Below are 20,299 nucleotides of genomic sequence, written 5' to 3'. Positions count from 1 at the left end.
CAGCCGACCGCGATGCATGTAGCCGCACTGAGGCCAAAGCCCTAAGTGCGGCCGACCGCGATGCATGGGACCGCACTAGGACCAAAGCCCTAAGTGCAGCCGACCGCGATGCATGGGAGCGCATTAAAGGCCAAAGCCCTAAGTGCAGCCGACCGCGATGCATGGGGCCGCACTAAGGGCTAAAGCCCTAAGCGCGGCCGACCGCGAATGCATGGGGCCGCACTAAGGGCTAAAGCCCTAAGTGCGGCCGACAGGAGACACGGATGCAAGCGAAGATTTCAGGCGTCGCGCTCGCCGCACTTTATTGCGGTGTGCTGACGACCACGACCGCCGCCCGCGCCGACGATACGCCCAGCCCCTGCGATGCGCTCAAGCACATCGTCGCGGCATCGCCGACATTCTCCTCGCTCACGGCAAGCGACGGCCGGCCGCTCGCGTTGCCTTACGGCGACGACGCGCAGTGCGCCGCCTCGCAGGCGAACTATCGCTGCACCTGGACGCCCCACGGCGGCTCCAGCGCCGATGCGCTGCAAGGCGTGGCCGCGGACATCGCCTCATGTCTGCCGGACGCGACGCACGATCAAAACTCGCCCGCGCGGCAGCATTTCTATCTCGGCGCACGCGGCGCGCGCACGGAAATCACGGCGGCATCCGCCGGTTCCAACAAGCTGAAGCTCGAAATCTCCGCCAACCGGTGAGGCCATCATGACCAAGCGCATCCTGATAGCCGATGACGACGACGACGCGCTCGCCGGCCTCGCGCATCTGCTCAACGGCATGGGTCACGAAGTGGCGCTCGCCGCCAACGGCGCGCAGGCCGTGGAAGTGGCGGCGCAGTTCGCACCCGAAGTGGTGATTCTCGATCTCGGCATGCCGCTCGTCGACGGCCTCGCCGCCGCGCGGGCGCTGCGCGAATCGCCGAACGGAGCCGCGATGCTGCTCGTCGCGCTAACCGGATGGGGGCAGCCGCAGCATCGCGATATGACGCTGGAGGCGGGCTTCGACATCCACCTCGTCAAGCCTATCTCGGCGGATCAACTGCAATTCATCCTGTCGATGACACAGCCCTAAGCGCTTGTTGCAATGCATCAAATTTCTTGCTACAGTGGTCCCTGTCTCCTCCATGTCTCCACTGATATGGATTCAGCCCGCCGACCTAGGCGGGCTTTTTTTCGTCCGTCGGTTTCATGTTGCGGCGCATGAAAAAGCCGGCCCGCAGGCCGGCTCGTCCTCGACACGGTGTCTGAATCAGCGCACTCAGCGCGCCAGCCCCGTCGCTTCGTCGGCGCCGATGGCGAGGTTCATGCACTGAATCGCCGCGCCCGACGCGCCTTTGCCCAGATTGTCCAGCCGCGTCACGGTGACAAACCGCTCGTCGTTGCCGAACACGAAGACGTCGACGCGATTCGTGTCGTTGCAGGCTTGGGCGTCGAAGAAGCCGTTGTCCAGATTGCTGTCCGCGTCGAACGGCATCACGCGCACGAACGGCTCGCCCGCATAGTATTCGGCGAGCAGGTCGCGCACGTCCTGCGGCTTGGCGGCGCGCGCGAGCTGGTCGGGCGAGAAGTAGGTCGTGACCGCGAGACCCTTCAGGAACGGTCCGACGATCGGCGTGAAAATCGGCGCGCGCGACAGACCGGTGCGCACGGACATTTCCGGCAGATGCTTGTGCGTCAAGCCGAGCGCGTAGGCGCGCGGGCTATTGAGGCGCGCGTCGCCGCCCGCTTCATATTCCGCGATCATCTTCTTGCCGCCGCCGCTGTAGCCGGTGATCGAATAGGCGTGCGCGTGGAAATCGGCCGGCACGAGCCCGCCCGCGACGAGCGGCTGCATGGACAGCACGAACGCCGATGCGTGGCAGCCCGGCACCGCGATGCGCTTCGCCGTGCGCAGCCGTTCACGCTGCGCGCGCGAAAGCTCGGGCAGCCCGTACGCCCAGTCGTCGTGCGTGCGAAAGGCGGTGCTCGCGTCGATCACGCAGGTCCGGTCGTTGCCCGGCTCGACCAGCGAAACCGACTCGCGCGAGGCGACATCCGGCAGGCACAGAAACGTCACGTCCGACGCGTTGATCAGGCGGCGACGCTCCTCGACATCCTTGCGCTTCGCCTCGTCGATGCGCAGCACTTCGATGTCACGGCGCTGCGACAGATATTCGAAAATCTTCAGGCCGGTGGTGCCTTCCTGTCCGTCGACAAATACTTTCGTGGTCATCTCGATCTCGCTGGTTCGTGGCCGCCGCGCGTGCGCCGCCGCAAAACTGCCATTTTAAGTCGATTTCGCGACCGGTTGATGTCGATTCCTGCGCGGAATTCGAAGGCAAAGTCGCTAGCGGAATAGCGGGGTTCATCGAAGCGGGCGCACGCTCTTAGACTCGAGGAGACAAGCCGGGCAGCGCAGCGTGCGTTTTAGCCCGGCCCGGCCCGGCCCGGCCCGTTTCTAAGCGGTCGGCGGCACCCGAAGCGTACGCATCGTCGATCCGGACGGGCGCGTCCGCGGAATCAGGAGACTGGCCGCCGACCGCGCGTAGCGGCGGCCGCTGACGCGTCACGGCGTGACCGGCGCCGCGTCCGCTGCGCCCGCACGGTCCGCCCACCGCGCGGCGACGGCGGCGATGCGCGCGCCGAAGGTCTTCGCCGTCTCGATATCGCCGGGCGGCGGCGCTTCTTCCGGCGACGCATCCGCGGGCGCTTGCGTAAGCAGCCCCGTGAAGCCGCCGACGAAGTTCAGGTCGTTGCGCGTGGCGGCTTTCGTGTTCGACGGCATCAGGCCCGCGCCTACCCAGATCATGCCGTGCTGCATCGCCAGCGTGACGAAGTAGGAAATGGTCAGGAACTTATCGCCGTTCATGTGCGCGGAGTTGGTGAAGCCCGCCGCGATTTTGTCTTTCCACTTCTGCTCGAACCAGGGTTTGGAACTGGCGTCGGCGAATTTCTTGAAGTCGGCGGACGGTCCGCCCATGTAGGTCGGCGCGCCGAAGACGATGGCGTCGGCGGCTTCTAGCTCGGCCCACGCGGCGTCGTCCATCTCGCCGACGGGCATGAGCCTGCCGTTCGCGCCGGCGTCGGTGGCACCGGCGAGCACGGCTTCCGCGACCTTCTTCGTGTGACCGTAGCCGCTGTGATAGACGATGACGATGTTCGGCATGATTCCCTCTTGCCGCGCGTGGCGGCGCGCGCGAGCGACGCGCGTGTTGCATGGTGAGCGGCGGTCGTGTCCGGATGCGCGGTTCGCGGCGATGCTTGGCGGGTGGACGCACGGACGCAGTCAGTCTAGCGCAGCCAATTTCCGTACTACCGGGGCTACCGCACGCTCACACGCACGCGGCGAAACAATCGCGCGGGCGCTATCGTCCGACGGAAAAGGTCAGTTGCGCGCTCGCGATGGCGGTCGCGCGGATTTCGTGATCGAACATGAGCGCGGGCGTGCCCTGACGCAGGCGCAAGTCGTCGCGGTTCAGCGCGTACACGGTCACGACGTAGCGGTGCGGCTTGCCGGGCGGCGGGCAGGGGCCGCCGTAGCCGTCCGTGTCCCAGTCGTTGCGCGCTTCGACCGCGCCGATCTTGCCCAGCGCGCCCGAGGCGCTCGCATTCGCCGGCAAGTGCGTCACGGTCGGCGGAATGCCGGCGACGGCCCAGTGCCACCAGCCGCGTCCCGGCGCGTCAGGATCGAAAATCGTCACGGCGAAACTGCGCGTCTGACCGGGCGCGCCGCGCCACGAAAGCTGCGGCGAGCGGTTGCCGCCCTTGCAATCCGAATCGTCGAAAAGCAGTTCGTGCCGGATGGTCTTGCCCAGCGCCAGTTCCGGGCTCGTCACGGAAAACACGTCTTGCGCGACTGCGCCGCGCGCGTGACACAGAAGCGCCGCCGCACTCGCGACCCCGAGCGTGAATGCAGTGACAGCGTGACCGGAACGCACGATCCGACTTGCGACGCGCATGGCTGACTCCTGGCAGCGACTGGAACTCATAAGCAGCGTTTCGCCGGCTGCAACGATGTTTTTTGTCTCAGTGATGCGCTTCGTAGGAGGTTGCAGTTTAACATTGCAACAAAGCATTAAAAGCTTGATCCTTGGGGCCAAACCTATGGCGCGAAATCAGTCGTCTTTCTTTGTGCGCGCGGCTGATGGTGAAGACTCAAACTCGTAGATCAACATATGAACCATTTGAACTTGATTCGCGTGGCAGTCAGTCGACCGGATTTGGGAGAAGAATAAATGAGCCAGCGAATTCAGGTCATCATTGCAGACGACCATCCTGTGATTTTGTTCGGTGCCGCGCAGGCGCTCAGCAAGTTTCCGGAAGTCGATGTCGTTGGCCAGGCGCGTCAATCCACTGAACTCGTCCAGCTTTTGCAGAAAACGCCGTGCGACGTGCTGGTGACGGATCTCGCCATGCCCGGCGGTTCATACGGCGACGGCATGCCGCTGCTCGGCTACATCGGCCGCCAGTTTCCGAAAGTGCGGCTCGTCGTGCTGACCATGCTCGAAAATCCGGCTTTGCTCAAACGTTTGCGCGAAGTCGGCGTCGTGTCGATCATCAACAAGGCCGACGACATGAACCACATCGGCTGGGTCATCCAGCATGTGATGCGCGGGCAGGAGTACCTCGGGCCGTCGGTGAAAGCGGCGCTCGACAGCATGGGCATCGGCGCGTCCGGGCAGCAGCGCGGCGTCATTCTGTCGAAGCGCGAACTCGAAGTGGTGCGCCTTTTCGTGTCCGGCATGACCATCACGGAAATCGCGGGGCAACTGCGGCGTAGTATCAAGACCATCAGCACGCAGAAGAACACGGCAATGCGCAAACTCGGCATCGAACGAGACTCGGAATTATTCCAGTACGCGCAAAGCAACGGATTAATGAACCTTTCCGCCTATACAGGCGACGGTTCGCTCGAAGATACACCGCTGTCGGATTCGAAATCGTTATAGACGCGACACTGGCAAAACAAAAAAGCCGCTGACTGAAATCAGCGGCTTTTCATTTTAATGGCTTGCTAGCAATGATTATTTATTGCGGCGTGGCAGTGGCTCCGCCATGAGCGGCTGACCATTCGGCCGGCGCGTGCAGGAATTTCTCGACTTCGTCGAGCGTCTTGGTTTCGAAATAGCCCTGTTCCTTCGCGACGCGCAAGACGTCCCACCACGTGGCGAGCGCGTGGAGATCCACGTCGATGTCCTTCAGCACGGACACGCTCTCCTTGAAGATGTTGTAGTGGAAGAGCACGAAGCAGTGGTTCACCGTCGCGCCGGCCGTGCGCAGCGCGTTGATGAAGTTGATCTTGCTGCGGCTGTCCGTGGTCAGGTCCTCGACCAGCAGCACGCGCTGGCCTTCGGTCAGCAGACCTTCGATCTGCGCGTTGCGGCCGAAGCCCTTCGGCTTCTTGCGCACGTACTGCATCGGCACCATCAGGCGATCGGCGATCCACGCGGCGAACGGAATGCCGGCGGTCTCGCCGCCCGCGACGGCGTCGATCTGCTCGTAGCCGACATCGCGCAGAATGGTCGCTTCGGCCATTTCCATCAGGCCGCGACGCACGCGCGGATACGAAATCAGCTTGCGGCAGTCGATGTACACCGGGCTCGCCCAGCCGGACGTGAAGATGAACGGTTTTTCCGCGTTGAAATGCACCGCCTGCACTTCGAGCAGCATCTTGGCGGTGGTGTCGGAGATCGTCTGGCGATCGAAGCCTGTCATGGGCGAATCCTTGGACTGATGTGGCGCTTCTGGAAGCGGAAGGCGGCCGCGAGGGCCCTGGCGCATGAACCGGACGCCGACGAGCCGTCTTTCGAAGGGCTGTCCGGCGATTTTCTGCGCGCGTGTCGACGGGACCCGGCGCTAAAAGCGCTGCGTTGTCCCATGCACAGCTAGCCCGCGATTTTACCCGAGCCTGCGCGGCGGGGCGAGCAGCGCGGCGGCACGCGTCCCGAGCGACTTTTTTCCGGTTGTGACGGCGGGCCGCTCGCCAGTACACTCGCCGCGCCTTCCGATTCATTTTTGCGATGAGACCCGCTTCCCGCCCGACCGATTCTTCCGATTTGCCTGCTCCGTCGCCCCGCCACGCGTGGCATGCGCTCGCCGCATCCGTGCTCGGCTACGCGATGGACGGCTTCGACCTGCTGATTCTCGGCTTCATGCTTCCCGCGATCGCTGCGGACTTGCACCTGACGCCCGCGCAATCCGGCGCGCTCGTCACGTGGACGCTCGCGGGCGCGGTGGCGGGCGGCGTCGTGTTCGGCGTGCTGTCGGACTACTTCGGGCGCGTGCGCATGCTCACGTGGACCATTCTGGTGTTCGCCGTCTTCACGGGCCTTTGCGCGCTAGCACGCGGATACGGCGACTTGCTGTTCTATCGCACGATGGCGGGCGTCGGGCTGGGCGGCGAGTTCGGCATCGGCATGGCGCTCGTCGCGGAAGCGTGGCCCGCGCGGCAGCGGGCGCGCGTGTCGTCGTATGTCGGGCTCGGCTGGCAGCTCGGCGTGCTCGCCGCAGCGCTCCTCACGCCGCTGCTTCTGCCGATGATCGGCTGGCGCGGCATGTTCGCCGTCGGCCTGATGCCGGCCGTCGTCTCGTTTCTGGTGCGGCGGCGCGTGGCCGAACCCGCGCTTTTCACCGCGCGCCGCACCGAAAACGCCGCGCGCAAGTTGCCGCTGAAGCGCCTGTTCAACAATGCGCGCACCGCACGCGCGAGCCTCGGCGTGATCGTGCTGTGCTCGGTGCAGAACTTCGGCTATTACGGCCTGATGATCTGGCTGCCGAGCTATCTTTCGAAGACGTTCGGCTATTCGCTCACGAAATCCGGCGTCTGGACGGCCGCGACCGTGCTCGGCATGGCGCTCGGCATCTGGCTGTTCGGCATGGCGGCCGACCGCTTCGGACGCAAACCCGCGTTTCTCGCCTATCAGATCGGCGCGGTCGCCATGGTCTTCGTCTATTCGAATCTGACGAGCCCGGCCGCGCTCCTGATCGGCGGCGCGGCGATGGGCGTGTTCGTCAACGGGATGATCGGCGGCTACGGCGCGCTGATTTCCGAGATCTATCCGACCGAAGCGCGCGCCACTGCGCAGAACGTACTGTTCAACATCGGGCGCGCGGTCGGCGGACTCGGGCCGGTCGTCGTGGGCGCGCTCGCTGCGCGCTATACGTTCGCGGTGGCGCTCGCGTTTCTTGCCAGCATCTATCTGCTGGATGTCGCCGCGACGCTCTTTCTGATCCCCGAAAAGCGCGGCGCGGAACTCGACTGAAAGGCGCGGCGTGCGTCTTCTTCCGACGAAACGCACGCCCAGCAACGCTTCCGCATGAAATGCTGCGTCGCGCCATTTGGGATACGCGGTGTACACTGAACAACCAAAAACAAGGCTCCGTTCGCCCGCTTCATCCCTGCCGGGCGGCACGCTGCGTCTATCCGACGCGCCGGGTGACTAACAACATTGGTCCATCTATTTACATCCCGCCCACAGTGCCGAGCGGCCGCCGGCTGTGAACCCTGTTCAAAAAATTTCTAACGTCTCAGGCTAATCATGGACGAACAACTGAAGCAAAGCGCTCTCGCGTACCACCAGAATCCGCGTCCCGGCAAGATTTCCGTCACGCCGACCAAACCGCTCTCCAACCAGCTCGACTTGTCGCTCGCGTATTCGCCGGGCGTCGCGGCTGCGTGCATGGCGATCTACGACGAACCGCTCGACGCGCAGAAGTACACGTCGCGCGCGAACCTCGTCGGCGTCGTGACGAACGGCACGGCCGTGCTCGGCCTCGGCAACATCGGCCCGCTCGCGGCCAAGCCGGTCATGGAAGGCAAAGGGTGCCTGTTCAAGAAGTTCGCGGGCATCGACGTGTTCGACATCGAACTGAACGAGACGGACCCGGACAAGCTCGTCGACGCGATCGCGATGCTCGAACCGACGCTCGGCGGCATCAATCTGGAAGACATCAAGGCGCCGGAATGCTTCTACATCGAAAAGAAGCTGCGCGAGCGCATGAAGATTCCCGTCTTCCATGACGATCAGCACGGTACGGCGATCATCGCGTCGGCGGCGATTCTCAACGGCCTGAAAGTGGTCGGCAAGACGCTCGACAACGTGAAGCTAGTCTGCTCGGGCGCGGGCGCTGCGGCCATCGCGTGTCTGGACCTGCTAATCGATCTCGGCCTCAAGAAGTCGAACACTATCGTCGTCGACTCGAAGGGCGTGATTTACGAAGGGCGCGGCAATCTGGATGCGTCGAAGGAGCGGTATCAGGCGAGCACCGACGCGCGCACGCTCGGCGACGCGATGCACGGTTGCGACGTATTCCTCGGCTGTTCGAGCGCCGGCGTGCTCAAGCCGGAAATGGTCGCGACCATGGCCGACAAGCCGCTGATTCTCGCACTGGCTAACCCCGAGCCGGAGATCCGGCCGGAAGAGGCGAAGAAGGTGCGCCCGGACTGCATCATCGCGACGGGCCGTTCGGACTACCCGAACCAGGTCAACAACGTGCTGTGCTTCCCGTTCATCTTCCGTGGCGCGCTCGACGTCGGCGCGACGACCATCACCGAAGAGATGAAGCTCGCCTGTGTGCGCGCGATCGCGGAACTGGCCGAAGAAACCGATCAGGGCGATGAAGTCGCGAAAGCGTACGAAGGCCATTCACTCGAATTCGGTCCGGAGTATCTGATTCCGAAGCCGTTCGATCCGCGTCTCATCATCAAGATTGCGCCGGCTGTCGCGCAGGCCGCGATGGATTCCGGCGTCGCGACGCGTCCGATTCAGGACATGGACGCGTATCGCGAGACGCTCGGCGCGACCGTGTACCGCACCGGCATGGTGATGCGCCCGGTGTTCGCGGCCGCGAAGGCAGCGCCGGCGCGCATCGCGTTTGCGGAAGGCGAAGACGAGCGCGTGCTGCGCGCAGCGCAGTTCGTGCTGCTGGAGAAGATCGCGAAGCCGATCATCATCGGGCGGCCGGCGGTCGTCGAAATGCGTCTGCAGAAGATGGGCTCGAAGCTGAAGCCGGGCGTCGATTTCGAGATCGTGAATCCGGAAGACGATCCGCGCTATCAGAAGAGCTGGCAGGCGTATCACGAGATCGCGGCGCGTCAGGGCGTGACGCCGGAAAGCGCGAAGGCGGCGCTGCGCAAGTTCAACACGCTGATTGGCGCGATTCTGGTTCATACGGGCGATGCGGACGGCATGATCTGCGGCCTCATCGACACGTATCAGGATCACCTGAAGTTCATCGATCAGGTGCTCGGCAAGGCGGAAGGCGCGGACAACTTCGCGGCGATGAACCTGCTGATGCTGCAAGGGCGCAATATTTTCATCAGCGACACGTACGTCAATGAATTGCCGACGCCCGAGCAACTCGCCGACATGACGATTCTCGCGGCGCGCGAAATCGAGCGATTCGGCATTCAGCCAAAGGTCGCGCTGGTGTCGAACTCGAACTTCGGCAGCGTGCCGAGCGCATCGAGCAAGCGCATGGCGGAAGCGCGCAAGCTGATCGCGGAACGCGCGCCGGACCTCGAAGTCGATGGCGAAATGCACGGCGATGCGGCTTTGTCGGAAACCGTGCGTAAGGCGGCGTTCCCCGGCACGACGCTTTCGGGCGAGGCGAATCTGCTCATCATGCCGAACGTGGAAGCGGCGAATATCACGTACAACTTGCTCAAGATGGTGAGCGGGGAAGGCGTGACTGTTGGGCCGTTCCTGCTCGGCGCTTCGAAGCCGGTTCATATTCTGACGCCGGCGGCGACCGTGCGGCGGATTATTAATATGACGGCGGTGGCGAGTGCGAATGCCAGCGTGATGAAGGCGAAGTAAGGCGACTTAGCGTAGAAGTAATGGACGGCGATTCGGGAGACTGGGTCGCCGTTTTTTTTTAGACGTCTTATCCTGAACAGTCGAATCTTTACGGTCTCTCCCGTGATTCAATTCGGGATACGAATCAATTAATGGAGCGGTCGTTGGAGATCATCGTTGCGACGTTCCGTGCGCGGGGCGAAAATTCGGCGTCACCGTGCGCGTGCGCCCGTTAGCGGGCCAAGGGTTCAGCACTGATCTCCGCGTCGAGTGCAGCAAAAGCATGCGTGCGCAGTATCCGATCGGTACGCTCTTTCGCCTGGACGTGAGGTTGATTCATCGTTTGGGAACGCCGTTGCTGTACGCGCATCACGCAGCGCCGTTCGAGCGAGTCGGCCTCGACGAAGGGTGCCGATTCATCGAAACGATGTTTGGTAACGCGGACGCATCGAAACAAAAAAGGCGATTCGCTTTCGCGAACCGCCTCCGAGCGTGAAGTGGCGAGAATCAAGCCACCTGCCGCTTCTGCCCACCTTCGTTCGAACGCCACCGCGCCAGCAGCTTTTCCCACTTGACCTTCGCCGCCTTCACGTTGTTCTCCTTGATATGCCCATATCCGCGCATGGAATCGGGAAGACTCGCCAGTTCGACAGCCAGCGGCAGCTTCTGCGGCGTCAATCCAGCGATCAGTTCCTTCACCAGCGCCTCATACTCGCCGATCAACGCCCGCTCCATCTTCCGCTCTTCCGTGCGCCCGAACGGATCGAGCGCTGTCCCGCGCAGGAACTTCATTCGCGCGAGCACGCGCATCGCGGACATCATCCACGGACCGTACTGCTTTTTCACCAGATGCCCATGCGCGTCCTTCTTCGACATCGACGGCGGCGCGAGATGGAATTTGATCTTCCAGTCGCCTTCGAAACTCCCGCGAACCTTCTCGATGAACGCCGGATCGGCATAGAGACGCGCGACTTCGTACTCGTCCTTGTAGGCCATCAGCTTGTGCAGATTCTTCGCGACGGCCTCGGTCAGCAGATAGTCGCCAACGCCTAACTCGGCTTCCGCCGCGCGCACTTGCGCGACGAGCCGTCCATACTGCGCAGCGTAGGCGGCGTTCTGATACTTCGAGAGATAGTCGAGGCGCTTGTCGATCAGCGCATCCAGCGCCTTCGGCGTATGCAGCGCGATGACCTTGCTCGGCGTCGCATCCTGCGTCCCTTGCGCGAGACGCGTGACAGCCGGGAGATCGTGCGCGGCGCGGCGGCCCCATTCGAACGCGGCTAGATTCTTCTCGACCTGCACCGCGTTCAGCTCGATGGCGCGCACGATCGACTCATGCCGCAGCGGCACCCAGCCCATCTGCCAGGCATAGCCGAGCACGAACGGATTCGTGTAGATGGCGTCGCCCATCAGCGCGACGGCGAAGCGGTTCGCATCGACGAGCGCGACATGCTCGCCCGCGGCCGCGCGAATATCGGCTTCCGCGCTCGCGCCCGGAAAGCGCCAGTTCGGGTCTTTGATGAACGCGGCCGTCGGCGTCTGCGCGCTGTTCACGACCACGCGCGTGCGACCCGGCTGCATCCGCGAGCCGCATTCGTCGCTGGCGGTGACGATCGCATCGCAGCCGATGACGAGATCCGCCTCGCCCATCGCGATGCGCGTCGCGTGAATGTCGGTGGGGCGGTTCGCGATCTGCACGTGGCTCATCACGGCGCCGCCTTTCTGCGCGAGGCCGGTCACGTCCAGCACGGTGACGCCCTTTTGCTCCAGATGCGCCGCCATGCCGAGCAGCGCGCCGATGGTCACCACGCCCGTTCCGCCGACGCCCGTCACCAGCACGCCGTACGGCCGGCCGATGTCGGGTAGTTCGGGCGTCGGGACGGACGGCATTGCATCGCCGGCCACGCTCGTCGCCTTCGGCTTCTTCAACTGGCCGCCTTCCACCGTCACGAAGCTCGGGCAGAAGCCGTTCAGGCAAGAGAAGTCCTTGTTGCACGTCGACTGGTTGATCTGCCGTTTCGTGCCGTACTCGGTGTCGAGCGGCTCGACCGACAGGCAGTTCGACTTCACCGAGCAATCGCCGCAGCCTTCGCATACGGCCTCGTTGATGACGACGCGCTTCGCCGGGTCCGGATACGCGCCGCGCTTTCTGCGGCGGCGCTTCTCGGTGGCGCAAGTCTGGTCGTAGATCAGGATCGACGTGCCGGGAATCTCGCGCAACTGGCGCTGAATGTCGTCGAGCTGGTCGCGATGATGCACATCGATGCCCGGCGCGAGGCCGACGTCCGGCGTGTACTTCTCCGGCTGATCCGTGACGATGACGATCTTCGCCGCGCCTTCCGCCGCGAGTTGATGCGTGATCTGCGGCACCGTCAGCACGCCGTCGACCGGCTGGCCGCCTGTCATCGCGACCGCGTCGTTGTACAGAATCTTGTACGTGATGTTGACCTTCGACGCGATCGCCGCGCGAATGGCGAGCAGGCCCGAGTGGAAGTACGTGCCGTCGCCGAGATTGGCGAACACGTGCTTGTCGTTGGTGAACGGCGCTTGCCCGACCCACGCCACGCCTTCGCCGCCCATCTGGCTGAATGTGCTCGTGTTGCGGTCCATCCAGACCGTCATGTAGTGACAGCCGATGCCCGCCATCGCACGCGATCCTTCCGGCACGTTCGTCGACGTGTTGTGCGGACAGCCGGAGCAGAACCACGGCTTGCGCTCGGCTTCGACGCGCGGCCGCGCGAGCGCCTTTTCCTTCGCCTCGATCACGGCGATGCGTGCGGCAATGCGCGCGCGTACGTCGGCGGGCAGGTCGAACTTCGCGAGCCGCGCGGCAATGGCCTTCGCGATGATCGCCGGCGAAAGCTCGTAGTGCGCGGGCAGCAGCCAGTTGCCCATCGGCACGGACCATTCGCCGCCCGCGCCGTCTTTTTCGTCGAACTTGCCGAAGACGCGCGGACGCTGCGCATCCGGCCAGTTGTATAGCTCTTCTTTGATCGCGTATTCGAGAATCTGGCGCTTCTCTTCGACGACCAGAATTTCCTTGAGGCCGCGCGCGAACTCCTGCGCGCCTTGCGCTTCGAGCGGCCACACGCAGCCGACCTTGTACAGGCGAATGCCGATCTGCGCGCAGGTTTCATCGTCGAGGCCGAGATCGGTCAGCGCCTGACGCACGTCGAGGTACGCCTTGCCGCCCGTCATGATGCCGAAGCGCGCGTGCGGCGCATCGATCTCGATGCGGTCGAGCTTGTTCGCGCGCACGTAGGCGAGCGCGGCGTACCACTTGTAGTCGAGCAGACGCGCTTCCTGCACGAGCGGCGTATCCGGCCAGCGGATGTTCAGGCCGCCGTCGGGCATCGCGAAATCGGTCGGAATCACGATTTGCGTGCGATGCGGGTCGATATCCACCGACGCCGACGATTCCACCACGTCGGTCACGCATTTCATCGCGACCCAGAGGCCGGAGTAGCGGCTCATCGCCCAGCCGTGCAGGCCGAAGTCGAGATATTCCTGCACGTTCGACGGAAACAGCACCGGCAGCCCACACGCCTTGAAGATGTGCTCGGACTGGTGCGCGAGCGTCGATGACTTCGCCGCGTGGTCGTCGCCGGCGAGCACCAGCACGCCGCCGTGTTGCGACGATCCGGCGGAATTGCCGTGCTTGAAGACATCGGCGGATCGGTCGACGCCGGGGCCTTTGCCGTACCACATGGAGAAGACGCCGTCGTACTTGGCGCTCGGGTAGAGGTTGACTTGCTGCGATCCCCAGACGGCGGTGGCCGCGAGATCTTCGTTCACGCCCGGCTGAAACACGACCTGATGCGCGGCGAGATACTTCTTCGCCTTCCAGAGCGACTGGTCGAGACCACCGAGGGGAGAACCGCGATAGCCGGAGATGAACCCGGCGGTGTTGAGGCCTGCGGCTCTGTCGCGTTCTTGCTGAAGCATCGGCAGGCGAACCAGCGCCTGGATGCCGCTCATGTACGCGCGGCCGCGTTCGAGGGTGTACTTGTCGTCGAGCGTGACGGATTTCAGCGCGGCTTCTAGCGAAGCTCTTTGTTCTGCGTCTAGCGGGGCGTTCATTCTGTGTGCTCCTCCACCCGAGTTTGGGATCGCCAAAGCATGATTCGGGCCGTTGCGTCTTGTGAACGCGCAGGCCGGGACTTCAAGTTTGCCGATGCCCGCGCTTTCGAGACAGTGGTAGAAACCCGTTAAAAAATCCTCACTTAGATGCAGTTTGCGTCAAAACGATGAAGCGCGGCGCGGGGCGTCGAGACGTTTGTTACAGGGTGTAAATGTGACCGATGCGCGGAACCCCCGGTCGCGGTTCTGTCTAAACGGGCGCTTGCGCGGTTTCGCGTACGGTTTTCGAAAGCGCGGAACGGCGGGCAGCCGTACACACGCAGTCAGAAGGAGAAAAGAATGAAGCAACGCCACATCCAGAGTTTCCTGATGGTCTCGGCGGCCTTTTTCGCGATCAGCGCGCCGATGGGCGGCGCGCGGGCGAACGGCGCGCCGCTCGGGGCCACGTCGGTACCACCCGTCGCGCAAGTGCGCACGCAGACGCCGCAGACGCGCGGCGGCGAGCGCCGCGAGGCCGAGCGCAGCAACGACGAGAACGCCGCCTGAAAGCATCGCTAAAAAACGAAAGGGACATGAACGCTGCGTTCATGTCCCTTTTTTTGCGCCTTTTCGGTTCTTACGCGCTCGTGTCTTTCAATACGCCGCGCCGCATCTGGTCCAGTTCGATGGATTCGAACAGCGCCTTGAAATTGCCCTCGCCGAAGCCCTGATTGCCCTTGCGCTGAATGATCTCGAAGAAGACCGGGCCGATCTGATTTTCCGTGAAGATTTGCAGCAGGATTTCGTCGCGAATGCCGTCGATCAGAATCTTGCGCTTTTTCAGTTCCGCGACCGATTCGCCGTGATTCGGCACGCGCCGGTCGACGAGTTCGTAATACGTGTCGATGGTGTCGAGCAGCGCAATGTTCGACGCGCGCAGGCCGTCGACCGTCTCGTAGATATTGTCCGTGCCGAGCGCGATGTGCTGAATGCCTTCGCCGCGATACGCGTCGAGATATTCCTGAATCTGGCCGGCGTTTTCCGAACCTTCTTCGTTGATCGGAATGCGAATCTTGCCGCACGGCGAGGTCATCGCTTTCGACTTCACCGCCGTCACCTTGCCTTCGATGTCGAAGTAGCGCACTTCGCGGAAATTGAAGAGGCGCTCGTAGAACTCGGCCCATTCGATCATCCGGCCGCGATGCACGTTGTGCGTCAAATGGTCGATGTACGTCAGTCCGTGGCCGACCGGATTCGGATTCGCGCCGGGAATCGGCTCGAAGTCGACGTCGTAAATGCTGATATCGCCGATGCTGCCCGGCTCGGCGCCGTTCTTGCCGCGCCAGCGGTCCACGAAATAGATCAGCGAATCGCCGATGCCCTTGATCGCCGGAATGTTCAGTTCCATCGGGCCGGTCTTGTTGTCGAAGCCCCACGCGCCGAGTTCGAGCGCGCGCTTGTACGCTTTCGCCGCGTCCGCGACGCGAAACGCGATCGCGCAAATCGACGGTCCATGCAGGCGCGCGAAGCGTTGCGCGAAGGAATCCGGCTCCGCGTTGACGATGAAGTTGATCTCGCCCTGCCGGTACAGCGTCACATTCTTGTGCCGATGCCGCGCGATGGCCGTGAAGCCCATCTGCTCGAACAGCTTGCCGAGCGCGACCGGGTCCGGCGCGGTGTATTCGATGAATTCGAAGCCGTCGGTACCGACGGGGTTCTCCCAGGTCGTGGTGTTCATGCGTGTCTCCGGTTTTCTATGCGTCGCTTTGCCGCGACGTGGAGAGAAGTTTAGCTATCGAACGGCGGCAAAAACTTGCGAAAGAAATCGCGCGTTCCTAAGATGGCGCACGAAACTGCCACCGATTCGCCGAATGGAGACCGAAAATGGCCGAGCCCGAACTCGATACGATCGACCGCAGAATCCTCGCGATTCTTCAGGAAAACGGGCGCCTGTCGAATCAGGAGATCGCGGATCGCGTGAATCTTTCGCCGAGTCCGTGTTTGCGGCGAATCCGGCGGCTGGAGGAGACGGGCGTGATTCGCGGCTACGTCGCGCTGCTGGACGCGAAGAAGCTCGGTTTGGGCCTGCTGGCTTACGTGAACGTGCGGCTGGAGAAGCGCGGCGGCATGCCCGCGTCGGCCGGCACGCCGAATCCGCCGACGCACGGCGATCTTTTCCGCGAAGCCGTGCGGTCATGGCCGGAAGTGGTGGCCTGCGACGCGATGACCGGAGAGATGGATTTCCTGCTGCGCGTGCAGGTGCGGGACATGGACCACTTCTCGCGCTTCGTGCAGGACCAGCTGCTGCATCACCCTTCGGTGATCGACGTGCGTTCGAGTTTTTCGCTGGAACGCATCAAGGAGACGACCGCGCTGCCGCTGCGTTGAGCGCGTTCCGACAACGAAAAGGGCGGCCTGCGCCGCCCTTCGCATGGTGTTGCTCGCGGCGCCAACCGCGCTGCCGATGAACTCAGGCCGCGTTGGCCGTCGGCATGAACGCCCGGAAAACTTGCGACGCGCGATGCGCCTGGCGCTTGATCGCGTAGTCGAACACGGCGGCTTGCTCTTGCAGCATTTCAGCCATGATGCTCGTCTGATCCGCAGGCGGCAGCGAGAGATACGCGTCGGCTTCACCGTAGGCGTATTCGATCTTCATGCCCGATTTGCGCGCGATGTGCATCATCCGCGCGTTGCGCGACAGGCAATGCATGTACAACACGGAAACGCGCGTGTTGCGGCTGCGCATGGCGGCGCGCTCGAACAGCTTGCTGCCGATGCCGCGACCGCGCGCGCTTTCGAGCACCGAGACGCCGAATTCGGCAGTGCGCTTCTCGCCTTCCGCCGGCAGATACGCCAGATGACCGACGCCGAGCAGTTCCAGCGAATTGCCGAACACCCCGAACACCGTGTCGTTCGTAAAGTTCAGGTTCTGAACGTAGTTTTCGATGACGTGGTCCGGCACGATCTGCCCGAAGCGGAGCAAGCGGTCGTCTTCGTCAAGCGCGAGGAAATGGGTGAGCAGGCGCTCACGGTCAGCGGAGGACAACTCGCGAACGAGAACCGGCAAGCGCGCGGCGTCCGGCAGCGGCCGATCAGCGGCGGCTATCTGCGGCGCGGGGCGGTTGAAGGTCAGTTCCACGGTGTTCTCCTTGTTCGTATGCTGCAAAGCAAAACGAATTTTATCCCTTCCAAGGAAAACGCGTACGGGAAAACCCTTAAAAGTAGTGGAGGAGGCGTTCTAGGTTTGCCTATTTGTCCTCAGAATCAGCCGGTTAGACGACAGCGGAAGAGTGACGCAGCGCAGCACAGGTCTAATCGGCGGCCAGTCCGTGCTCGATCATCTCGACGACCTGTTCCGCGAAATCGCGATAGCCGAGCTTGCCGCCCGGCTTCAGCCACGTGAACGTCCAGTTGATCATCCCGAACACCATCATCGTGAGCGCGGTCTGATTTTCTTTGGTCACGCGCTTCGGATAAGCGCGGGCGAGTTGGCGCGTGAACGCGGCGACGATATCCCGCTGACGGTCGAGCACGACTTCGCGCTGCGCGTCTTCGAGATACTTCACGTCGTTGAGCAGCGCCACGTGCCGGCTATGCGACGTCTCGTATTCCGCCAGAAAAGCGCGCACGAGTTCCGCGAAGGCTTCGCGCTCGCCCAGGCCGCGCCGCTGGCTCGCGCCTTCCACTTCCGCGATGATCAGCATGAGCCGCTTCGTGTAGCGGTCGAGCAGGTCGAAGAGGATCGCTTCCTTGCTCTCGTAATAGTGATAGAGCCGCGCCTTCGAGGTGCCGCTTGCGGCGGCGAGGTCCGACATCGACGTGCTCGGATAGCTGGTCTGCGCGAATTTGGCGGCGGCGAGTTCGAGAATCTGTTCGCGTTGAGTGTCGTGGTCAGGCGCTTTGGTGCGGGCCATGTGTCGGAAGCGTTTTTTCGGCTTATTCGGCCTGAGTCGATGAGCGTCGCAATTCGGCGTGAGCCATATCCGACGGCGTGCCGCGTATTTTAAGCCGGCCCGCCGTGACCAGTTCCCGACAGCGCCAGAACGCCACCGAATCGCTCATGAGAAAGTCGAAGCGCCGCGCCATCGCGCCCGCGGCGATGCGATTAGCAGGCTGCCACTCCGAAGTGGCGAGTTCGAGCAGCGTGTCATCGACATCCAGCCATGTTCCCGACACCAGCATGTTGTCGCGCAGCCGACGGTTTTCCGCGCTCGAATGCTTGGCCTCCTGCCATTCGAGCGCGAGCCGGCTGATGCGCAGCACGGATATAGGCGCGGCTGTCCGCAGCTTCGCGAGAAGTTGCCGAGGCGAGAACATGCCGACGGACGTCGCCCGGTCCGCCCGGCGCACGGTTTCGGGATGCGCGTCCGGCGCCTCGATGGCGAGGTCGTCGAAGGTCAGTTTCGCTTCGTTCAGGCGCTGCGGCGCATTGCGCAGGAAGTACGCCACGCGCCGAAGCGTGAGCTGATCCGCCGCGCTTTGGCCGTGCCAGACGACGACCTGTCCGTCGCCGCGCGCAAGCCGTCCGAGCAGCGCAAGCTGGCCCTGCAACTGATCTTCGATATCGGCAGGCGTGCTGGACACCTGACGCCAGAACGCCGCGCGCGCGACAGGCGATTCGTCGATGTCGCGCAACGGCCCGACAGCGAGATCGTCGCGCAGCGCGATGACCTGTTCCGTGCGTTCGGCGAGCCGCAGCGCATTGGAGAGAGCGTCGGCCGCGCAGTCGCCATTGGTGACGTGAATCGTATTCATGGGTGTCGGCTTGCCGGAAAGACGAAGGACCGCTCGAGAAGAGCGGTTCCAGTTTAGCCAATCCGCAAACGCGCCGGTGTGGGTTGCCGCGCGGAATCAGCGTTCGTCGAAGCTCACGACCACGCGCTCGCTCACCGGATGACACTGGCACGTCAGCACGAAGCCGTCGTCGATTTCGTGCTGCTCCAGCGTGTAGTTCTTGTCCATTTTGACTTCGCCTTCGAGCACTTTCGCGCGACAGGTGCAGCAGACGCCGCCCTTGCACGCGTACGGCAGCGCGAGTCCCGCTTTCAGGCCGACGTCGAGCACGCTCACGCCTTCATACGGCAGGCGCAGCTTGCGCTTTTTCCCGTCGATGACGAGTTCGAGATCGGCCGCAGGCGTGCTTTCCGTGATCTCGATCTGCGGCGCGCCCGCCTGCGGCAACGGCGTGCCGAACCGTTCGACGTGAATGCGCTCCGGCGCGACGCCCGCTTCCTTCAGCGCGGCTTCGGCGGCGTCCATCATCGGGCCGGGACCGCAAATGAACGCTTCGTCGATCTCGCCGGGCGGCAGGAGCGATTCGAGAAACGCCTTGCACTTGGCCTTGTCGAGCACGCCGTTAAAAAGCTCGACGTCCTGCAAATCGTCGGACAGCACGTGATACAGCGAGAACCGGCTCATGTAGCGGTTCTTCAGGTCTTCGAGTTCCTCGGCAAACATGATCGCGTCGACGCTGCGGTTGCCGTAGACGAGCGTGAAGCGGCTCGTCGGCTCCATGTCGAGCGTGGTCTTGATGATCGCCAGCACCGGCGTGATGCCCGAGCCGCCGGAAAACGCGACGTAATGCTTTGCGTGGTCCGCGTTCAGATGCGTGAAGAAGCGGCCATCGGGCGTCATCACGTCGATTTCGTGGCCGGGCTTGAGCGTGTCGAACGCGAAGTTCGAGAAGCGCCCGCCGCGCACGCGCTTGATGCCGATGCGAAGTTCGCCGTCGCGGTCGTAGTCGGTCACGCCGACGCAGATGGAATACGAGCGGCGCGTTTCTTCGCCATCGATATGCGTCTTCAGCGTCACGAACTGGCCCTGCGTGAAACGAAACGCGTCGCGCAGTTCGGGCGGCACGTCGAAGGAAACCGTGACCGCGTCGGCCGTCTCGGGGCGCACGTCGCGGATACGCAGCGGGTGGAATTGCGGAGTCGCCATAAGAGTCGTGTCGTGGAGAGGTCAGTACGGCTTGAAGTAATCGAACGGCTCGCGGCAATCGAGACAGCGATAGAGCGCCTTGCACGCCGTCGAGCCGAATTGCGCGAGCTTTTCCGTGTGCGTGGAGCCGCAGCGCGGACAGGCGATGACTTCCTTCTTGTACGGCACGAAGCGCATCGGCTTTTCCGTGCTGCTGCATGCGCCCGCCGGCGGCGCGATGCCGTAGCGGCGCAGCTTGTCGCGCGCTTCGTCCGTGATCCAGTCGGTGGTCCACGCCGGCGCGAGCACCGTTTCCACGCGATGCGCGCCAAGTTGCGCCCGGTCGATCGCCTCGGCGATGTCTTCCGCGATCTGCGACATCGCCGGACAGCCGGAGTACGTCGGCGTGATGACGACTTCGAGCACGCCGTCGTCGCCGTGGCGCACGTCGCGCAAAATGCCGAGTTCGCGGATCGACACCACCGGGATTTCGGGGTCCGGCACGGCTTCGAGCACGGACCACGCGCGTTCTATCGTCGTATCCAT

The 20,299-nt window shown here is 63.5% G+C and carries 19 protein-coding genes; 7 read left to right on the top strand and 12 right to left on the bottom strand.

Going from position 1 to position 20,299, the window contains the following annotated elements:
• Window positions 1-263 precede the first annotated feature (263 nt).
• Together JYK05_RS12350 and JYK05_RS12345 are read left to right on the top strand one after the other, a co-directional pair.
• Window positions 264-698, top strand: coding sequence for a hypothetical protein (locus tag JYK05_RS12350; protein WP_206467168.1), 435 nt, complete (start codon window positions 264-266; stop codon window positions 696-698).
• Between the two features lie 7 nt (window positions 699-705).
• Complete coding sequence (locus tag JYK05_RS12345; RefSeq protein ID WP_206467167.1) at window positions 706-1,071, top strand: response regulator; 366 nt, start codon at window positions 706-708, stop codon at window positions 1,069-1,071.
• Window positions 1,072-1,257: 186 nt separating this feature from the next.
• Here JYK05_RS12345 and argC read toward each other — a convergent pair whose 3' ends face one another.
• From argC to JYK05_RS12330, 3 genes are all read right to left on the bottom strand, one after another.
• Complete coding sequence (gene argC / locus JYK05_RS12340) at window positions 1,258-2,211, bottom strand: N-acetyl-gamma-glutamyl-phosphate reductase (protein ID WP_206467166.1); 954 nt, start codon at window positions 2,209-2,211, stop codon at window positions 1,258-1,260.
• Window positions 2,212-2,544: 333 nt separating this feature from the next.
• Complete coding sequence (locus JYK05_RS12335; protein ID WP_175938297.1) at window positions 2,545-3,144, bottom strand: flavodoxin family protein; 600 nt, start codon at window positions 3,142-3,144, stop codon at window positions 2,545-2,547.
• A 199-nt stretch (window positions 3,145-3,343) separates the two neighbouring features.
• Entirely contained in the window at window positions 3,344-3,937 is a 594-nt protein-coding gene (locus JYK05_RS12330) for a YbhB/YbcL family Raf kinase inhibitor-like protein (protein WP_206467165.1), read from the bottom strand.
• A 276-nt stretch (window positions 3,938-4,213) separates the two neighbouring features.
• Between JYK05_RS12330 and JYK05_RS12325 the strand changes: the two genes are divergently transcribed.
• A complete protein-coding gene (locus JYK05_RS12325; protein ID WP_206467164.1) occupies window positions 4,214-4,927 on the top strand; it encodes a response regulator in 714 nt (237 codons plus the stop codon).
• A 79-nt stretch (window positions 4,928-5,006) separates the two neighbouring features.
• Here the strand turns inward: JYK05_RS12325 and JYK05_RS12320 are convergent, their stop codons facing one another.
• On the bottom strand, window positions 5,007-5,693 hold the full coding sequence (locus JYK05_RS12320; RefSeq protein ID WP_175938293.1) for an orotate phosphoribosyltransferase: 687 nt from the start codon (window positions 5,691-5,693) through the stop codon (window positions 5,007-5,009).
• Window positions 5,694-5,998: 305 nt separating this feature from the next.
• On the opposite strand from JYK05_RS12320, the gene JYK05_RS12315 reads away from it, so the two are divergent.
• The gene (locus tag JYK05_RS12315) at window positions 5,999-7,240 is read left to right on the top strand and encodes an MFS transporter (protein WP_206467163.1); all 1,242 of its coding nucleotides are present in this window, start codon (window positions 5,999-6,001) and stop codon (window positions 7,238-7,240) included.
• 276 nt (window positions 7,241-7,516) lie between these two features.
• Entirely contained in the window at window positions 7,517-9,796 is a 2,280-nt protein-coding gene (locus JYK05_RS12310) for an NADP-dependent malic enzyme (RefSeq protein ID WP_175938289.1), read from the top strand.
• A 211-nt stretch (window positions 9,797-10,007) separates the two neighbouring features.
• On the opposite strand, the gene JYK05_RS12305 is transcribed toward JYK05_RS12310, so the two are convergent.
• Window positions 10,008-10,286: a hypothetical protein gene (locus JYK05_RS12305; RefSeq protein WP_206467162.1), complete on the bottom strand. Its 279-nt coding sequence runs from the start codon at window positions 10,284-10,286 to the stop codon at window positions 10,008-10,010.
• Window positions 10,283-13,855 (bottom strand): indolepyruvate ferredoxin oxidoreductase family protein, encoded by a 3,573-nt coding sequence (locus JYK05_RS12300; RefSeq protein ID WP_206467161.1) that lies wholly within the window; start codon window positions 13,853-13,855, stop codon window positions 10,283-10,285. Before JYK05_RS12300 ends, JYK05_RS12305 begins: the two co-directional genes overlap by 4 nt.
• Before the next feature lie 339 nt (window positions 13,856-14,194).
• On the opposite strand from JYK05_RS12300, the gene JYK05_RS12295 reads away from it, so the two are divergent.
• Window positions 14,195-14,401 (top strand): hypothetical protein, encoded by a 207-nt coding sequence (locus JYK05_RS12295; protein ID WP_175938283.1) that lies wholly within the window; start codon window positions 14,195-14,197, stop codon window positions 14,399-14,401.
• Window positions 14,402-14,471: 70 nt separating this feature from the next.
• Here JYK05_RS12295 and hppD read toward each other — a convergent pair whose 3' ends face one another.
• The gene (gene hppD / locus JYK05_RS12290) at window positions 14,472-15,572 is read right to left on the bottom strand and encodes a 4-hydroxyphenylpyruvate dioxygenase (protein ID WP_206467160.1); all 1,101 of its coding nucleotides are present in this window, start codon (window positions 15,570-15,572) and stop codon (window positions 14,472-14,474) included.
• Window positions 15,573-15,718: 146 nt separating this feature from the next.
• Between hppD and JYK05_RS12285 the strand changes: the two genes are divergently transcribed.
• The gene (locus JYK05_RS12285) at window positions 15,719-16,222 is read left to right on the top strand and encodes an Lrp/AsnC family transcriptional regulator (protein ID WP_175938279.1); all 504 of its coding nucleotides are present in this window, start codon (window positions 15,719-15,721) and stop codon (window positions 16,220-16,222) included.
• Window positions 16,223-16,304: 82 nt separating this feature from the next.
• Here the strand turns inward: JYK05_RS12285 and JYK05_RS12280 are convergent, their stop codons facing one another.
• The 5 genes from JYK05_RS12280 to paaD form a co-directional block, all read right to left on the bottom strand.
• Entirely contained in the window at window positions 16,305-16,967 is a 663-nt protein-coding gene (locus JYK05_RS12280; protein ID WP_371826422.1) for a GNAT family N-acetyltransferase, read from the bottom strand.
• A 178-nt stretch (window positions 16,968-17,145) separates the two neighbouring features.
• Window positions 17,146-17,748: a TetR/AcrR family transcriptional regulator gene (locus JYK05_RS12275; protein ID WP_206467158.1), complete on the bottom strand. Its 603-nt coding sequence runs from the start codon at window positions 17,746-17,748 to the stop codon at window positions 17,146-17,148.
• A 22-nt stretch (window positions 17,749-17,770) separates the two neighbouring features.
• On the bottom strand, window positions 17,771-18,589 hold the full coding sequence (locus JYK05_RS12270) for a DUF1835 domain-containing protein (RefSeq protein ID WP_206467157.1): 819 nt from the start codon (window positions 18,587-18,589) through the stop codon (window positions 17,771-17,773).
• Between the two features lie 96 nt (window positions 18,590-18,685).
• Window positions 18,686-19,774 carry a 1,2-phenylacetyl-CoA epoxidase subunit PaaE gene (gene paaE, locus JYK05_RS12265; protein ID WP_206467156.1) on the bottom strand — a complete coding sequence of 363 codons (1,089 nt, stop codon included), beginning with the start codon at window positions 19,772-19,774 and terminating at the stop codon, window positions 18,686-18,688.
• 21 nt (window positions 19,775-19,795) lie between these two features.
• On the bottom strand, window positions 19,796-20,299 hold the full coding sequence (gene paaD, locus JYK05_RS12260; RefSeq protein WP_206467155.1) for a 1,2-phenylacetyl-CoA epoxidase subunit PaaD: 504 nt from the start codon (window positions 20,297-20,299) through the stop codon (window positions 19,796-19,798).

The organism is Caballeronia sp. M1242, from assembly GCF_017220215.1.
GTDB lineage: Bacteria > Pseudomonadota > Gammaproteobacteria > Burkholderiales > Burkholderiaceae > Caballeronia.
The sequence above is the reverse complement of the archived record's forward strand: the minus strand, read 5'-3'. Positions and strand labels throughout refer to the sequence as shown.

Bases quoted from the DNA above. Each gene is read 5' to 3' on its own strand.
- JYK05_RS12275 (WP_206467158.1), bottom strand. From the start codon at position 17,748: ATGGCCCGCACCAAAGCGCCTGACCACGACACTCAACGCGAACAGATT.
- JYK05_RS12310 (WP_175938289.1), top strand. From the start codon at position 7,517: ATGGACGAACAACTGAAGCAAAGCGCTCTCGCGTACCACCAGAATCCG.
- JYK05_RS12335 (WP_175938297.1), bottom strand. From the start codon at position 3,144: ATGCCGAACATCGTCATCGTCTATCACAGCGGCTACGGTCACACGAAG.
- paaD (WP_206467155.1), bottom strand. From the start codon at position 20,299: ATGGATACGACGATAGAACGCGCGTGGTCCGTGCTCGAAGCCGTGCCG.
- paaE (WP_206467156.1), bottom strand. From the start codon at position 19,774: ATGGCGACTCCGCAATTCCACCCGCTGCGTATCCGCGACGTGCGCCCC.
- JYK05_RS12270 (WP_206467157.1), bottom strand. From the start codon at position 18,589: ATGAATACGATTCACGTCACCAATGGCGACTGCGCGGCCGACGCTCTC.
- JYK05_RS12295 (WP_175938283.1), top strand. From the start codon at position 14,195: ATGAAGCAACGCCACATCCAGAGTTTCCTGATGGTCTCGGCGGCCTTT.
- JYK05_RS12345 (WP_206467167.1), top strand. From the start codon at position 706: ATGACCAAGCGCATCCTGATAGCCGATGACGACGACGACGCGCTCGCC.
- argC (WP_206467166.1), bottom strand. From the start codon at position 2,211: ATGACCACGAAAGTATTTGTCGACGGACAGGAAGGCACCACCGGCCTG.
- JYK05_RS12300 (WP_206467161.1), bottom strand. From the start codon at position 13,855: ATGAACGCCCCGCTAGACGCAGAACAAAGAGCTTCGCTAGAAGCCGCG.
- JYK05_RS12350 (WP_206467168.1), top strand. From the start codon at position 264: ATGCAAGCGAAGATTTCAGGCGTCGCGCTCGCCGCACTTTATTGCGGT.
- JYK05_RS12320 (WP_175938293.1), bottom strand. From the start codon at position 5,693: ATGACAGGCTTCGATCGCCAGACGATCTCCGACACCACCGCCAAGATG.
- JYK05_RS12330 (WP_206467165.1), bottom strand. From the start codon at position 3,937: ATGCGCGTCGCAAGTCGGATCGTGCGTTCCGGTCACGCTGTCACTGCA.
- JYK05_RS12325 (WP_206467164.1), top strand. From the start codon at position 4,214: ATGAGCCAGCGAATTCAGGTCATCATTGCAGACGACCATCCTGTGATT.
- hppD (WP_206467160.1), bottom strand. From the start codon at position 15,572: ATGAACACCACGACCTGGGAGAACCCCGTCGGTACCGACGGCTTCGAA.
- JYK05_RS12315 (WP_206467163.1), top strand. From the start codon at position 5,999: ATGAGACCCGCTTCCCGCCCGACCGATTCTTCCGATTTGCCTGCTCCG.
- JYK05_RS12285 (WP_175938279.1), top strand. From the start codon at position 15,719: ATGGCCGAGCCCGAACTCGATACGATCGACCGCAGAATCCTCGCGATT.